This is a genomic window from Actinomadura sp. NPDC048021 (genome assembly GCF_040653135.1).
Taxonomy (GTDB): Bacteria; Actinomycetota; Actinomycetes; order Streptosporangiales; family Streptosporangiaceae; genus Spirillospora; species Spirillospora verrucosospora.
This window is the reverse complement of the sequence record NZ_JBEZJQ010000007.1, coordinates 65,610-80,945: the sequence shown is the minus strand read 5'-3', so window position 1 is coordinate 80,945 and position 15,336 is coordinate 65,610. Positions and strand designations below refer to the sequence as shown.

The 15,336-nt window shown below is 73.4% G+C and carries 10 protein-coding genes; 6 read left to right on the top strand and 4 right to left on the bottom strand.

Features of this window, described 5'->3' with window-relative positions; all coding sequences use genetic code 11:
* Positions 1–154: 154 nt before the first annotated feature.
* The 3 genes from AB0C87_RS13645 to AB0C87_RS13635 form a co-directional block, all read right to left on the bottom strand.
* Complete coding sequence (locus AB0C87_RS13645) at positions 155–2,920, bottom strand: aconitate hydratase (protein WP_360577652.1); 2,766 nt, start codon at positions 2,918–2,920, stop codon at positions 155–157.
* Positions 2,921–3,330: 410 nt separating this feature from the next.
* Positions 3,331–4,899, bottom strand: coding sequence for a carboxylesterase family protein (locus AB0C87_RS13640; protein ID WP_360577650.1), 1,569 nt, complete (start codon positions 4,897–4,899; stop codon positions 3,331–3,333).
* A gap of 166 nt (positions 4,900–5,065) precedes the next feature.
* On the bottom strand, positions 5,066–6,049 hold the full coding sequence (locus AB0C87_RS13635; RefSeq protein ID WP_353832620.1) for a DUF2804 family protein: 984 nt from the start codon (positions 6,047–6,049) through the stop codon (positions 5,066–5,068).
* 133 nt (positions 6,050–6,182) lie between these two features.
* Here AB0C87_RS13635 and hpnC point away from each other — a divergent pair, with 133 nt between their 5' ends.
* The 6 genes from hpnC to hpnH are packed head-to-tail and all read left to right on the top strand — an operon-like array spanning position 6,183 to position 13,267.
* Entirely contained in the window at positions 6,183–7,046 is an 864-nt protein-coding gene (gene hpnC / locus AB0C87_RS13630; protein WP_345177449.1) for a squalene synthase HpnC, read from the top strand.
* Positions 7,043–7,960 carry a squalene/phytoene synthase family protein gene (locus AB0C87_RS13625; protein ID WP_345177451.1) on the top strand — a complete coding sequence of 306 codons (918 nt, stop codon included), beginning with the start codon at positions 7,043–7,045 and terminating at the stop codon, positions 7,958–7,960. The genes hpnC and AB0C87_RS13625 overlap by 4 nt, the downstream gene beginning before the upstream one ends.
* Complete coding sequence (gene hpnE, locus AB0C87_RS13620; protein WP_360577647.1) at positions 7,957–9,276, top strand: hydroxysqualene dehydroxylase HpnE; 1,320 nt, start codon at positions 7,957–7,959, stop codon at positions 9,274–9,276. Before AB0C87_RS13625 ends, hpnE begins: the two co-directional genes overlap by 4 nt.
* On the top strand, positions 9,273–10,298 hold the full coding sequence (locus tag AB0C87_RS13615; protein WP_353832622.1) for a polyprenyl synthetase family protein: 1,026 nt from the start codon (positions 9,273–9,275) through the stop codon (positions 10,296–10,298). The genes hpnE and AB0C87_RS13615 overlap by 4 nt, the downstream gene beginning before the upstream one ends.
* Positions 10,298–12,262, top strand: coding sequence for a squalene--hopene cyclase (gene shc, locus AB0C87_RS13610; protein ID WP_353832623.1), 1,965 nt, complete (start codon positions 10,298–10,300; stop codon positions 12,260–12,262). Before AB0C87_RS13615 ends, shc begins: the two co-directional genes overlap by 1 nt.
* Positions 12,263–13,267 (top strand): adenosyl-hopene transferase HpnH, encoded by a 1,005-nt coding sequence (gene hpnH / locus AB0C87_RS13605; protein WP_345177463.1) that lies wholly within the window; start codon positions 12,263–12,265, stop codon positions 13,265–13,267. It abuts the gene before it with no gap.
* Positions 13,268–13,282: 15 nt separating this feature from the next.
* On the opposite strand, the gene AB0C87_RS13600 is transcribed toward hpnH, so the two are convergent.
* A complete protein-coding gene (locus AB0C87_RS13600) occupies positions 13,283–15,268 on the bottom strand; it encodes a phosphatase PAP2 family protein (RefSeq protein WP_360577645.1) in 1,986 nt (661 codons plus the stop codon).
* Between the last annotated feature and the right edge of the window lie 68 nt (positions 15,269–15,336).

Sequence of the window (15,336 nt, the reverse complement as noted above, 5' to 3'; positions counted from 1 at the left end):
CCACTACCCCGTGCCGGCCGCGCTAGCCGCGACCTGGGCGGCGAGCGCGCGGGCGAGCGCGTCGGGCGTCCCGAGGACGTGGCGCAGGCGATCCTGCCGACCGTACGGAACGGGCCGCCCCCCGGTGGGGAGGCGGCCCGTTTCGGGGTGCGGACTACTTGCGGAGCAGGTTCCGCAGGACGTACTGGAGGATGCCACCGTTGCGGTAGTAGTCGGCCTCGCCGGGGGTGTCGATGCGGACGACCGCGGCGAACTCCTTGCCGTCGGCCCTGACGGTGACCTCCTCCGGGATCCCGCCCTCGTTGAGCGCGGTGACGCCGGTGATGTCGAACGTCTCGGTGCCGGTGAGGCCGAGGGACTCGGCCGACTCCCCGTCCCTGAACTGCAGCGGCAGGACGCCGAGGCCGATCAGGTTCGAGCGGTGGATGCGCTCGTAGGACTGGGCGATGACGGCGCGGACGCCGAGCAGCGCGGTGCCCTTGGCCGCCCAGTCGCGCGACGAGCCGGAGCCGTACTCCTTGCCCGCGACGACCACGAGCGGGGTGCCCTGCGCCGCGTAGTTCTGCGCGGCGTCGTAGATGAACGCCTGCGGCGCGTCCTCCTGGGTGAAGTCGCGGGTGTAGCCGCCCTCGACGCCGTCCAGGAGCTGGTTGCGCAGCCGGATGTTGGCGAACGTCCCGCGGATCATGACCTCGTGGTTGCCGCGGCGCGAGCCGTAGGAGTTGAAGTCCTTGACCGCGACGCCGTTGTCCTCCAGGTACCGCGCGGCGGGCGTGCCGGCCTTGATGGACCCGGCCGGGGAGATGTGGTCGGTGGTGACCGAGTCGCCGAGCTTGGCCAGGACGCGGGCGCCGTGGATGTCGGCGACCGGCTCCGGCTCGGCGCCCATGCCGTCGAAGTACGGCGCCTTGCGGACGTAGGTCGACGCCGCGTCCCACTCGAACAGGTCGCCGGTCGGGATGTCGAGGTTCCGCCAGCGGTCGTCGCCCTTGAAGACGTCGGCGTAGCTCTCGGTGAACATCTCCTGCCCGATGGACGACTCGACGATCGCGGCGACCTCCTCCGGCGCGGGCCAGATGTCGGCCAGGCGGACCGGGCCGTCGTCGCCCTCGGCGATCGGGTCGTTCAGGATGTCGATGTCCATCGTCCCGGCGAGCGCGTAGGCGATGACCAGCGGCGGCGAGGCCAGGTAGTTCATCTTCACGTCGGGGCTGATGCGGCCCTCGAAGTTGCGGTTGCCCGACAGGACCGCGGTGACCGCGAGGTCGTTGTCGTTGACCGCCTTGGAGATCTCCGGCTGCAGCGGGCCGGTGTTGCCGATGCAGGTGGTGCAGCCGTACCCGACCAGGTTGAAGCCGATCTTGTCGAGGTACGGGGTGAGGCCGGCGCGCTCCAGGTAGTCGGTGACGACCTGGGACCCGGGCGCGAGGGAGGTCTTCACCCACGGCTTGCGGGTCAGGCCCTTGTCCACCGCGTTCTTCGCCAGCAGCGCCGCCCCGATCATCACGTACGGGTTGGAGGTGTTGGTGCAGGAGGTGATGGCCGCGACGGCGACGTGCCCGTGGTCGAGCTCGAAGGACGTCCCGTCGTCCAGGGTGACCGGGACGGGGTTGTGCGGGCGCTCGGACCCGTTGGAGCCGTGCTGCCGCGGCTTGTCGCCGTCGGTGTCGCCGCTGATCGCCGGGGAGTCCGAGGCCGGGAACGACTCGCTGGAGGCCTCGTCGGCCGGGCCCTGGATGCTCTCGGCGTAGTTCAGCACGTCCCGCCGCCAGGTCTGCTTGGCCTCGGACAGGGAGATGCGGTCCTGCGGGCGCTTCGGGCCGGCCAGCGACGGGACGACCGTCGCGAGGTCCAGCTCCATGTACTCGGAGAACTCCGGCTCCACCGACGGGTCGAGCCACAGGCCCTGCCCCTTGGCGTAGGCCTCGACGAGCGCGATCTGCTCCTCGTCGCGGCCGGTGAGGCGCAGGTACTTCAGCGTCTCGTCGTCGATCGGGAAGATCGCGCAGGTGGAGCCGAACTCGGGGCTCATGTTGCCGATCGTGGCGCGGTTCGCCAGCGGCAGCGCCTGCACGCCCTCGCCGTAGAACTCGACGAACTTGCCGACGACGCCGTGCTCGCGCAGCATCTCGGTGATGGTGAGCACCAGGTCGGTGGCGGTCGTCCCGGCGGGCATCTCGCCGGTCAGCTTGAAGCCGACGACGCGCGGGATGAGCATGGAGATCGGCTGGCCGAGCATCGCGGCCTCCGCCTCGATGCCGCCGACGCCCCAGCCGAGCACGCCGATGCCGTTCTCCATCGTCGTGTGCGAGTCGGTGCCGACGCAGGTGTCGGGGTAGGCGACCCCGCCCCGGTCGAACACCACGCGGGCCAGGTGCTCGATGTTCACCTGGTGGACGATGCCGGTGCCGGGCGGGACGACCTTGAACTCGTCGAACGCCGTCTGCCCCCAGCGCAGGAACTGGTAGCGCTCCTTGTTGCGCTCGTACTCGCGCTGCACGTTGCGCTCGAAGGCGTCCGGCGAGCCGAAGTAGTCGACGATCACCGAGTGGTCGATCACCATCTCGGCCGGCGCCAGCGGGTTGATCCTGGTCGGGTCGCCGCCGAGGTCGCGCACCGCCTCGCGCATCGTGGCCAGGTCGACCACGCACGGCACGCCGGTGAAGTCCTGCATGATCACCCGGGCGGGGGTGAACTGGATCTCCTTGCTCGGCTTGGCCTTCGCGTCCCACTGGGCGAGCGCGCGGATGTGGTCGGCGGTGACGTTGGCGCCGTCCTCGGTGCGCAGCAGGTTCTCCAGCAGCACCTTGAGGCTGTACGGGAGACGGGCCGAGCCCTCGACGGCGTCCAGCCGGTAGATGTCGTACGACCTGTCGCCGACCTGCAGCTTGTCGAGACTGCCGAAGCTGTTCGCGGACACGGACTCCTCCTCCGTCGCCACCGCGCGTCCGGTCCGGGACATGAGCGCGCGGCGCTGGGTTGATCTTCAGTAAGGCCCGTCCCCGAGGCCGACGCGGGACGGCGCGCGGCGGGACGGGAGCTTCGTCTCCCTTGATCCTGCCTTAGTCGGACTCCTGACCGGGAATCAGGGCCGCCTAACTTCCGCCGGTTTTCTCTCGACGTCAAGCTATCTTCATTTTATCTCGACATCAAGCTACTTGTCCCCGGCCAGGCGGCCCCGGGCACGACGAGCAGGACGGGTGCGGCCGGAGGGGGTTCCACCGGCCGCACCCGTCCTCAGGGGGTGCGGGCTCTACCTGAGCCAGAGGATCCACGGCGGGTGGCCGAGGTCGTTCGTGCCCGGGCGGCCGAGGGCGGCCGCGCGCCGGGTCAGAGAGAGTTCCAGAAAGAGCAGTTCGCGGTCGTGGCGGTGTCGGTGCGGTGAACGGCGTCAGGCGCCAGGGACAGGACGTCGCCCGACGAGCGGAAGCGCGGCCAGTGCGGCGCCTGACGGGCCTGCGGCCTGCCGTCGCGGGCGAAGGACGTCCAGTAGCCCACCATGGCGTCGGAGAGCCGCTGCTGCGCCGGGGTCAGCGTGCCGATCAGCCCCGGGAACAGGAACGTCAGCTCGCTGGCGTGCTCGGCGCCCTCCTCGAAGCCGGGGACGTCGAGCAGCGGCGGAGCGCCCCGGTCGGCGAACTGGTACGCGTACACCGGGACGCCCGCGCGGTCGAGCAGGCGGAACGCGTTCTGGTGCACGCACGCCGAGAGCACTTCGTTGGAGTCCGTCTGGAGCGTCGCCAGCGCGATCCTGGGCTCCGGATAGGCCCCCGCCGGGTAGCGGGCCAGTACCTTGCCGGCGTCGGCGCCGTAGGCGGAGCGGACGATGTCCTCGTACTGAGCAGCAGTGATGGGGTCCGGATAGGAGAGGGAGACGAACAGGCGCATCTCGTCCAGCGTGTTGCCGTGCATCACGGGGACCCGGTTGAAGCGGCCCCGTTCGATCGCCTGCTCGGGCTGGAGCGGCAGAACGCGGTCGCCGCCCCCCACAGGACCCGCGTCCGTGGCCTTGGCCTCGAAGGTCTCCAGCACCGTCTTGACGGGCGTCGCGCGCAGGCACGCGGCGTCGGCCGCGTCCGAGCCCTTGTCGCACCCCATGGCCTTGGCGATCGTCACCCCTTCGGCCTCGGCCGAGGACTCCGTACGGGCGGGCGCGGTACAGGAGTAGCTCTGCGCGATGACCTTGTGGAACAGGCCCGCGGCGGCGGGAGAGGCGAGGTTGGCGCAGGCGTTCCACGAACCCGCGGACTCGCCGAACAGCGTGACGTTTCCGGGGTTCCCGCCGAAGGCCTCGGCGTTGCGCTGGACCCAGCGCAGGGCCGCCTGCTGGTCGAGCAGGCCGTAGTTGCCCGTCTGGTAGCGCCGGTCGGCGCCGGACTCCAGGCCGGGGTGCGCGAGCCAGCCGAACGCGCCGAGGCGGTAGTTGATCGTGACGACCACGACGCCGCCCTCCACGGCCAGTTTGGCGGCGTCGTAGATGCTCGCGGTACCGGTCGTGTTGCCGCCGCCGTGCACCCACACCATGATGGGCAGTCCGTGCTTGCGTTGCGCACGGTCCGGCGTGGTGACGTTCAGATAGAGGCAGTCTTCCTCGTAGCTCGTCTCACCCCCGTAAGGCGCGGGAAGCTGAGCGCACTGGCCGCGCGGGGAGGTGGCGTCGCGCACGCCCTGCCACGGCCGCGCCGGCTGCGGCGGCCTGAAGCGCCGGTCCCCCGTCGGCGGCGCGGCGAACGGGATGCCCTGGAACAGGCGGTGGTCCTGCCGCACCTGGCCTCGCACCAACCCCAGGTCGGTGCGGACGACGGCGGACGAGTCCGGTGCCCGGTGCTGGGCCGCGGCCGGAGCCGTCCCTCCTAAGACGAGAGCGGATGCGAGCAGCGCGATGGCGGTGAGTCTCACAGGGTCCCCTTTCAGCGTGACTCTTTCTGACACCCCCCGAACGGCCGATCTCTTCGCATCACATCAGCGCTTGATCTCGAAAAGGACGCGAGTGGCCAACGTGTTCGTCTACGACACGATCCGCAAATTCCGGACATGGTCGCGGCGGGGGGGGACGCGGCGCGGCTCACCACCGCTGGCGGGCCTCCTCCGCCCAGCCGGTGAGGCCGTCGAAGTCGAGCCAGGTGCCGTCGTCGGCCTGGGCGCGGCCGCTGAAGTGGCCGAAGCACTGGTGGGTCTCGCTGCCGACGACGCCGAGCTCCGTCCGCGCGACCTTCTCGTGGAAGGGCCGGAACTCGGCCTCGACGCGGGGCCCGCGGATCGTCCAGGGGCGCAGCCGGTCGCCGCGGTCGTAGGACCAGTCGAGCTCGTCGCCGATCTTGTGCAGCCGGCCGCCGATGAACAGCGCGTTCTCCGTCATGCCGGTGCCGTCGGTCCATGTGCCGCCGAGCTGCAGGGCCAGGCCGGGGCCGCTCGCCGCCGCCCAGTTCCACGTCATGCGGTACGGCCACTTGCCGCGCCCGTGGTCGAGGACGGCGAACGCGCCGTCCCCGATCTCGTGGTCGCCGGACGGGAGCCGCAGCCGCCCGTGCACGGGGCGCCCGACGTCCTTGACCGTGTACTGGAAGCGCCGGTCGCTCCAGGGGACCACCACGCCGAGCGACTCGTGGCCGTCCGGCAGCGGGACCCGGACGTCCAGGTCCACCACCCCGGGGACCAGCGCCCGCAGCCGCGAGCCGGACGGGTCCTGCCGGACGCCGACCGCGAAGCCCGCCCCGCGCACCGACGCCTCCCCGGAGCCGCTGCGGTCGGGGAACACCGCGCCGCGCGCGAGGGGGACCACCCCGTCCCGGGAGATCTCCTCGCCCGTCCCGCGGTCCAGCACGTACACGCCGTGGACCGCGGCGTAGTCGAGCGACGAGGCGACCAGCCCGACGATGTGCCGGGGCGTGACGAGGCCCCAGTACTCCCAGCGCTTGGCCCGCCCCCACCCGCGCAGGTTCGCGCGGTGCAGCGGGCGCCGCGTCCAGCCGACCGCCCGCGGATCGAGCCGCCCGTCCGGCGTGCACAGGTCGACGGGCTCGGTGATCTCGCGCTCATGGGTCGGCATGTTCCGAGGCTACCGAGCGGTCCGCGCGACGCCGTGGTCCCTGGAACGGTTCAGCCTCGGACACGGGCCCGTTTAAATAAGTCCATACCTGGGCCAGAGTTTCTCTCGTGCCGGACCGGTCGATCTCCTCTAGGTGATCATTGAACCGCCCTGGAGCGCCGAGGAGCACGATCGCGCGCTGGACCGGCTCGCCGCCCGGGAGAACTTCCCGGTGGCCGCGCGGGTCCTGCCCGCCCGGCACCGCGCCGCCCTGCGGGCCGTCTACGGCTTCGCGCGGCTCGTCGACGACATCGGCGACGAGGCCCCGCCGGAGCAGCGGCCCAAACTGCTCGGACTCGTGGACGACGACCTGGACCGCGTGTTCGCCGGGCGGACGCCCGCCCTGCCGCAGCTGCGGAGGCTGGCGGAGACGGTGCACGCGCACCGGATCCCCGAGGAGCCGTTCCGCGACCTCGTGCAGGCGAACCGGCAGGACCAGACCGTCCACCGGTACGAGACGTTCGCCGACCTGAAGGGGTACTGCGCGCTGTCCGCCGCGCCGGTGGGACGGATCGTCCTGCATCTGTTCCGCGCGCACACCCCGCGCCTCGCGGCCGCGTCCGACGACGTCTGCACGGCGCTGCAGATCGTCGAGCACTGCCAGGACGCCGGGCAGGACTACCGGGCCGGCCGGATCTACCTGCCCGGCGAGGACCTGCGCCGGTTCGGCTGCGCCGAGGAGGACCTCGCGCGGCCGGTGACGCCGACCCGGCTGCGCGGCGTCCTGGCGCTGCAGGCCGGCCGCGCCCGCGAGCTGCTGGACGGGGGCGCCGCGCCGCTGCTGGCGGACCTGACGGGATGGGCGCGCATCGCCGTGGCGGGCTACGTGGCCGGCGGGCGCGCCGCGCTGTCGGCTCTGGAGCGCGGGCGGTACGACGTGCTCGCTCATGCGCTGCGTCCACGGCGGGCCGCACTGCCGGCCGGGTGGGCGCGCGCCCTTGGAAGGAGGGGGCGATGACGGTTTCGGAGACGTGCGAGAGTTCCGAGCGGGTGGTCGGGGCGTACCGGCACTGCGAGCGGGTGGTGCGCGAGGAGGCCCGCAACTTCTCCTACGGGATCCGGCTGATGCCGGCCCCGAAGCGCCGGGCGATGAGCGCGGTGTACGCGTTCGCGCGCGGCATCGACGACATCGGCGACGGCCCGGAGCCGGCGTGCGTCCGGCTCGACCTGCTGGACCGGACGCGGCAGCGGCTGACGACCGTGCAGGAGGTGCTGCGGCGGCGGGTGGACGTCCGGGCGCTGGAGGGGCATCCGGTGCTGACCGCGCTGGCGGACGCGGCGGGCCGGTTCCCGATCCCCCTGGAGGCGTTCGAGGAGCTCATCGACGGCTGCGAGGACGACGTGCGCGGCGCCGACTACGAGACCTTCGACGACCTGCTGCGCTACTGCCAGCGGGTCGCGGGCTCGGTCGGGCGGCTGTCGCTCGGGGTGTTCGGGTCCGACGGCCGGCAGCGCGCCGAGGGCCTCGCCGACTCGCTCGGCGTCGCGCTCCAGCTCACCAACATCCTGCGCGACCTGCGCGAGGACCGGCTGGCGGGGCGGACCTACATCCCGGCCGAGGACCTCGCGCGGTTCGGCTGCACGCTGAAGCTGGACGAGTCGGGCGCGTTCATCGACCCGCCGTGGCGGCTGAACGAGCTGATCGGCTTCCAGGCGGAGCGGGCGCGGGCCTGGTACGCCGAGGGGCTGCGGCTCCTGCCGCTGCTGGACCGGCGCAGCGCGGCGTGCACGGCGGCGATGGCCGGGATCTACCGGCGGCTGCTGGAGAACATCGCCGCGCGCCCGCAGATCGCGCTGGACGCGCGGATGTCGCTGCCGACCTGGCAGAAGGCCGTGGTGGCGGCGCGCGCGCTGTCGGGGGTGGAGCGGTGAGCGTCGTCATCGTGGGCGGGGGCCTCGCGGGCATCAGCGCGGCGATCGCGCTGCAGGAGTCGGGCGTCGCGGTCACGCTGCTGGAGTCCCGGCCGTGGCTCGGCGGCGCCACCCACTCGTTCGGGCGGGGCGAGCTGAGCGTCGACAACGGCCAGCACGTCTTCCTGCGGTGCTGCACGGCGTACCAGGGGCTGCTGCACCGGCTGCGCGCCGACCACCTCGTCGAGGTGCAGGACCGGTTCGACGTGCCCGTCCTGCGGGCGGGCACGCCGCCGGCGCGGCTGCGCCGCTCGGGCCTGCCGAGCCCGCTGCACCTGCTGCCCTCGCTGGCCCGGTACGCGCCGCTGTCGGCCGCCGACCGGCTGAGGGCCGTGCGCGCCGCGCTGGGGCTGGCGCGCCTGGACCCCGCCGATCCCGTCCTCGACCAGGTCTCCGCCGGGGCGTGGCTGGCGCAGCGCGGGCAGCGGCCGTGGGCGCGGGAGGCCCTGTGGGGCCTGTTCCTCACGTCCGCGCTGAACGCCGAGGTGGACGACGCGGCGCTCGGCCTGTCGGCGATGGTGTGCCGGCGGGCCCTGTTCGGACGCCCCGACGCGGCCGACATCGGGGTGCCGCTCGTCCCGCTGGAGGAGCTGCACGGCGGCCCGGCGCTGCGGCGCATCGCGGAGATGGGCGGGACCGTCCGGCTGAAGGCCCGGGTGGAGTCCGTCACCGCCGACCCGAAGGTGGTCGTGGACGGGACGCCGATCGCCGCCGACGCGGTGGTCATCGCGGTGCCGCACGAGGCGGCGGCGCGGCTGCTGCCCGCCGAGGCGCTGCCGGACCCGCTGCGCTGGCCCGAGCTGGACGCCAGCCCGATCGTGAACGTGCACGTCGTCTACGACCGCAGGGTCATGGACGCGCCGTTCGCCGCCGCGGTCGGCTCGCCCGTCCAGTGGGTCTTCGACCGGACGGCGGTCAGCGGGCTGCGCCGCGGCCAGTACCTCGCGGTGTCGCTGTCGGCCGCCGACCCGTGGATCGACATGCCGACCGCCGAGCTGCGCTCGCGGTTCGTGCCCGAGCTGCGGCGGCTGCTGCCCGCCGCGTGGGGCGCGCAGGTCCGGGAGGTGTTCGTGACGCGGGAGCGGCGCGCGACGTTCCGGCAGCGCCCCGGCAGCGCGGCCGCCCGCCCCGGCGCGGCGACGCGCGCGCCGGGGCTGTATCTGGCCGGCGCGTGGACCGACACGGGCTGGCCCGACACCATGGAGGGAGCAGTGCGCAGTGGTCTCACCGCCGCCCGCCTGGTCCGCCGCCACCTGGAGAAGGTGAAGGACCGATGACGGCCGTGCCCGTTTCGCTGACCGATGTCCGTGAGCTGGTCGACGGGGCGCTGCGCGCCGCGGTCGGGCGGCTCGATCCGCGCACCTACCGGGTCGCGGCCTACCATCTCGGCTGGACCGATGAGGAGGGCCACCCGCGCAGGGCGCCGGCGGGCAAGGCGCTGCGCCCGGCGTTGGCGCTGCTGTCAGCGCGGGCCGCGCTGGCTCCTCCGGAGAGCGGGTTGCCGGGCGCCGTCGCCGTCGAGCTGGCCCACGCGTTCTCCCTCCTGCACGACGACATCATGGACCGCGACCGGACGCGCAGGCACCGCCCGGCGGCGTGGACCGTGTTCGGCGACGCGTCCGCGATCCTGGCGGGCGACGCGCTGCTGGCCCTCGCCGGCGAGGTCCTGCTGGAGGCGCCCGGCCAGGGCTCGGCGCGGGCGGCCCGCGCGCTGGCGGCCGCCGTCCGCCGCCTCGTCGCCGGGCAGTCCCTCGACATGGACTTCGAGACGCGCAGGCAGATCGGCGTGGACGAGTGCCTCACGATGGCGTCCGGCAAGACCGCCGCGCTGCTCGCGTGCTCGTGCGCGATCGGGGCCGTCCTGGACGGCGCACCGGACCGGCTGTGCGCCGCGCTGGAGGCGTTCGGCGAGGACCTCGGCATCGCCTTCCAGCTGGTGGACGACCTGCTCGGCATCTGGGGCGACCCGGAGTCCACCGGCAAGCCCGCGCTGTCGGACCTGCGGTCCCGCAAGATGTCGCTGCCGGTCGTCGCCGCGCTGAACTCCGGGTCGCCGGAGGCCGCGCGGCTGGCCGAGCTGTACGCGCGGCCCCTACCCGCCGAGGAGGAGGCGGCCGCGGAGGACCTGGCCGAGGTCGCCGGGCTGGTGGACGCGGCGGGCGGGCGCGCCTGGGCCGAGATGGAGGCGGAGAGCCGCATCCAGCGCGCCGCCGAGCACCTGCTCAACGCGCGGCTGCCGGACGCCGTCCGCGCCGAGTTCCTGCACATCGCCGACTTCGTCACCTGCCGGGACCACTGATGACGACGACAGAGCCCACCACAGAGCCCACCACAGAGCCGGCCCCCGGGACGGCGCCCGCCGCGGGAGCGCCCGTCACCGCGGAGCCGCCGGCCGCCGGCGGGGCGGCCCGGACCAGGTCGGCCGCCGAGGCGCTGGAGGCCGCCCGCGACCACCTGCTCATGCTCCAGTCGCCGGAGGGCTGGTGGAAGGGCGAGCTGCAGACCAACGTGACGATGGACGCCGAGGACCTCCTGCTGCGCGAGTTCCTCGGCATCCGCGACGAGGCGGACACCCGCGAGACAGCGCGCTGGATCAGGTCCCAGCAGGCCGCGGACGGCACCTGGGCGAACTTCCACGACGGCCCGCCGGACCTGTCCACGACCGTCGAGGCGTACGTCGCGCTGCGGCTCGCGGGCGACCCGCCCGACGCGGGCCACATGGTCCGCGCCGCCGCCTTCGTCCGCGGCGGCGGCGGCATCCCCGCGACCCGCGTCTTCACGCGGTTCTGGCTGGCGATGTTCGGCCGCTGGCCGTGGGAGAGGCTGCCGGTGCTGCCGCCGGAGATGATGTTCCTGCCGCGCTGGTTCCCGCTGAACGTCTACGACTGGGCGTGCTGGGCGCGGCAGACGATCGTCCCGCTGACGGTGGTGGCCGCGCTGCGCCCCGTCCGGCCGCTGCCGTTCTCGCTCGACGAGCTGTATCCCGGCTACGACGTCCCCCCGGCGCGCCGCCGGGGCCTGTCGGGGTGGGACGCGGCGTTCGGGGCGCTCGACCTGGCCCTGCACGCGTACGAGCGGCGCCCGGCGAAGGGGGTGCGCAGGGCCGCGCTGCGCCGCGCCGCCGACTGGATCATCGCGCGGCAGGAGCGCGACGGGTCCTGGGGCGGGATCCAGCCGCCCTGGGTGTACTCGCTGCTCGCGCTGCACCTGCTCGGCTACGGCCTCGACCACCCGATCGTCCGGCGGGGCCTGGACGGGCTGGAGCGGTTCACGATCCGCGACGACCGGGGGCGGCGCCTGGAGGCGTGCCAGTCCCCCGTCTGGGACACGGCGCTCGCGATGAACGCCCTGGCCGACGCGGGCCTGCCCGCCCGGCACCCCGCCCTGGACCGGGCCGCCGAATGGCTGATCGGCGAGGAGGTGAGGGGCCCCGGCGACTGGTCGGTGCGGCGCCCCGACCTCCCCCCGGGCGGCTGGGCGTTCGAGTTCGACAACGACTGCTACCCCGACACCGACGACACCGCCGAGGTCGTCCTCGCGCTCGGCCGCGCCGGGCATCCGATGGCCGAGCCGGCGATCGAGCGGGGCGTGCGCTGGATGGCGGGGATGGCCTCCCGGGACGGCGGGTTCGGCGCGTTCGACGCCGACAACACCCGCGCCCTGTGCCGCAGGCTGCCGTTCTGCGACTTCGGCGAGGTGATCGACCCGCCGTCCGCCGACGTCACCGCGCACGTGGTGGAGGCGATGTCCCACCGCGGCATGGCCGACTCGCAGGTGGTCAAGCGGGCCGTCGTGTGGCTGCTGAAGGCGCAGGAGCCGGACGGGTCCTGGTTCGGCCGCTGGGGCGCCAACCACGTGTACGGGACCGGCAGCGTCGTGCCCGCCCTCATCGCGGCGGGCGTGCGGCCGGGCAAGCCGGCGATCCGCGACGCGGTCGCCTGGCTCGAGCGCCACCAGCGCGACGACGGCGGGTGGGGCGAGGACCTGCGCTCCTACCGGGACCGGACGTGGATCGGGCACGGCGCCTCCACGCCCTCGCAGACCGCGTGGGCGCTGCTCGCCCTGCTGGCCGCCGGCGAGCACGGACCGGCCGTCGAGCGCGGGGTCCGCTGGCTCGTCGAGCACCAGCGGCCGGACGGCACGTGGGACGAGGACCACTTCACCGGCACCGGCTTCCCGGGCGACTTCTACATCAACTACCACCTGTACCGGCTCGTGTTCCCGCTGTCGGCGCTCGGCCGGTACCTAAAGGAGATCTCCTAAATGGCGATGCCACTGCGCCAGAGCCTGCGCGTCGGCGGGTATGTCCTGCGCAACAAGCTGGCGGGGCGGACGAGATACCCCCTGATCATGGAGCTGGAGCCGCTGTTCGCGTGCAACCTGGCGTGCGCGGGATGCGGCAAGATCCAGCATCCGGCGGACGTGCTCAAGCAGCGGATGCCGGTCGAGCAGGCGGTCGCGGCGGTCCGCGAGTGCGGTGCGCCGATGGTGTCGATCGCGGGCGGCGAGCCGCTGATGCATCCGCGGATCGGCGAGCTGGTCGCCGAGCTGGTGCGGATGAAGCGGTACGTGTTCCTGTGCACGAACGCCGCGCTGATCCCGAAGAAGATCGATCTGTTCCGGCCGTCCCGCTACTTCGCGTGGGCGGTGCACGTCGACGGGCTGCGCGAGCGGCACGACGCGTCCGTCTGCAAGGAGGGCGTGTTCGACCAGGCGGTGGACGCGATCCGGATGTGCCGGGAGCGGGGGTTCCGGGTCACGACGAACACGACCGTGTTCAACACCGACACCCCGCAGACCGTCATCGAGGTGCTCGACTACCTCAACGACGAGCTCCGCGTCGACCAGATGATGATCTCGCCCGCGTACGCCTACGAGAAGGCGCCCGACCAGGACCACTTCCTCGGCGTGCAGGAGACCCGCGCCCTGTTCCGCAAGACGTTCGCCGACGGGCGCCGCGAGCGGTGGCGGTTCAACCACTCGCCACTGTTCCTGGACTTCCTGGAGGGGAAGGTCGACTTCCCGTGCACGGCGTGGGCCATCCCGTCGTACTCGCTGAAGGGCTGGCAGCGGCCCTGCTACCTGATGGACGACGGCTACACCGCGACCTACCAGGAGCTCCTCGACACCACCGACTGGGACGCCTACGGGCGGGGACGCGACGAGCGGTGCGCGAACTGCATGGCGCACTGCGGCTACGAGCCCACCGCCGTGTTCGCGACCATGGGCTCGCTCAAGGAGTCGCTGCGCGCCATGCGGAGCATCTGAGCCTGCGGCGTCCGATCACTCCGGCCCTTTGCGCAGTTCCTCGAAGACGTCGCGGACGGCGTCCATCAGCGCGTCGGCGTCGTCCGTCAGACCGGGGTCGGCGGAGAGGCCGAAGCACAGGTCGCGGTGGACGCCGAGCCCGGCGATCGCCAGGGGCGTGCCGGGGGCGAGCGGGACGATCGGGTAGACGGCGGTGAGCGGGGCGCCGCACAGGCGCAGAAGCCGGTCGGGCCCCGGAAGGCTCGACACGGTGCCCTGCAGGAACCGGCCGCTGTAGGACATGCGCGCGAAGCGGGCGTGCAGCGGGGGCGGCATCAGCCGCCCGGCCTGCCACATGACGAACCACGCCGCCTGCGCCCGCGTCCCGGACCGCAGCACCCGGCTGCGCCTGGCGATCACGGCGAGCCGGTCGACCTCGGCCATCTTCCCGATCGGCAGGTCCACCATCACCGCGGTGGTGTGGTTGCCCACCATCGCGCTGCCCGGCGGCCGCATCATCAGCGGGACCGCGACGCGGCACGTGCCGGGCCGGCCGTCCTCCTCGCTGACGCTCCGGTTCAGGGCGCCCGCGACCGCGCACAGCACGACGTCGGTGACGCGGGCGCCGTGGCGGCGGGCGACGTCGCGCACCGTGCCGAGCGGGAGGACCATGGTGCCGAACCGGCGCTCGCTCGTCCCGGCGGCGGGCAGCGGCTCCGGCCTGCCGACGGCGGTGGCGAGCTGGCCGAGGCCGACCACGGTGGCCAGCGCCTTGCGCAGCGGCGCCCGGGGAGGCGCGGCGACCGGCTCGGGCGGCGGCTCCATCAGGTACACGGCCTGCGCCACGATGCCGACACCGTCGGCGACCACGTGGTGCATCATGTAGACGACCGCCGTACGGCCCGGCTCGGCGCCCTTCAGCACGACCATCCGCCAGGGCGGCCGGTCCAGCGGCAGGGCCTCGGACTGGAGCCCGGCCACCTCGGCGCGCAGCCCGGCCATCCCGTCGACCCGCTTCTCGACGACGTGCCACTCCCAGTCGATCCGGTCGAGGTCGCGCCAGACGGGGCGGCGCCAGCGGCCCCGGTGGACGAGCCGCTGCCGGAAGCGGGGCAGCCCGTCGAGGCGCTCCTCGATCACCCGGACGAGGTCGGCGCGGCCGACGTCCTCCCGCGAGGTGTCGAGCATGATGACGCCGCCGGGATGCTGCGGGGCCTCGGGCGTCTCCACCGCGAGGAAGAACGCGTCCGGCCCCTGGACGCGCGACGCCTTCGGCCGCGCGAAGCGCTCGGCCAGGTACACCGGCACGACGACGAGCGGCACGGCGGCCAGGGCGTCGAGCAGGTAGTGGTTCGCGGTCGCCAGGATGACGTAGAGGGTGACCAGGATGTGCACGGTGTTCAGCCCCTGCACCCAGCGCCTGGCCTTCACGCGCGCGAGCTCGACGCCGACCCACAGTGTCCAGGCCATGTGCAGGGACGGGACGGCGGCGAACTCGTCGGCGTGCTTCACCAGCGGGGACCCCCACGACCCCCAGGTGCGGCCGTTGGTGACGGTGTCGACGAAGCCGAGGCCGGCGGGCATGAGCCTGGGCGGCATGACGGGGTACAGCGCGAAGCACGTGAGGCCGGCGAGGTTGAGCATGACGAAGGCGTTGCGGGCCGTGCGGTAGCGCTCGGGGTGGCGCAGGAACAGCCAGACCAGCAGGGCGAGCGCGCTGGCGACGTAGGTGATGGCGTACTCGTAGTTGGCGAGGACCCGCAGGACGGGCTGGCCGGAAAGCCAGCCGTTGAGGGCGGGCTCCACGTCGATGTGCAGGGCCCGTTCCAGCGCGTACAGCGACTCCCCGTGCTCGCGGGCCGCCGCCTTCCTCGCCTGCTCGGGCAGCATCGTCACCACCGAGTAGAGCGCGAAAACCGCCAGGCCGAGCGCGAGCTCGTTCCTGGCGCGGAGCCTCCTGACGCCCGTGGCGCCCGGGGTGAAGACCGCGTCCTGCGCGGCGACCGCTTCCTGTGTGCCCATCGTCCCCCTCGCTCACGGTGGTACCCACGGACGCGCGCGATCAGACGGCCTTGGCCGCTTTCGGAGGC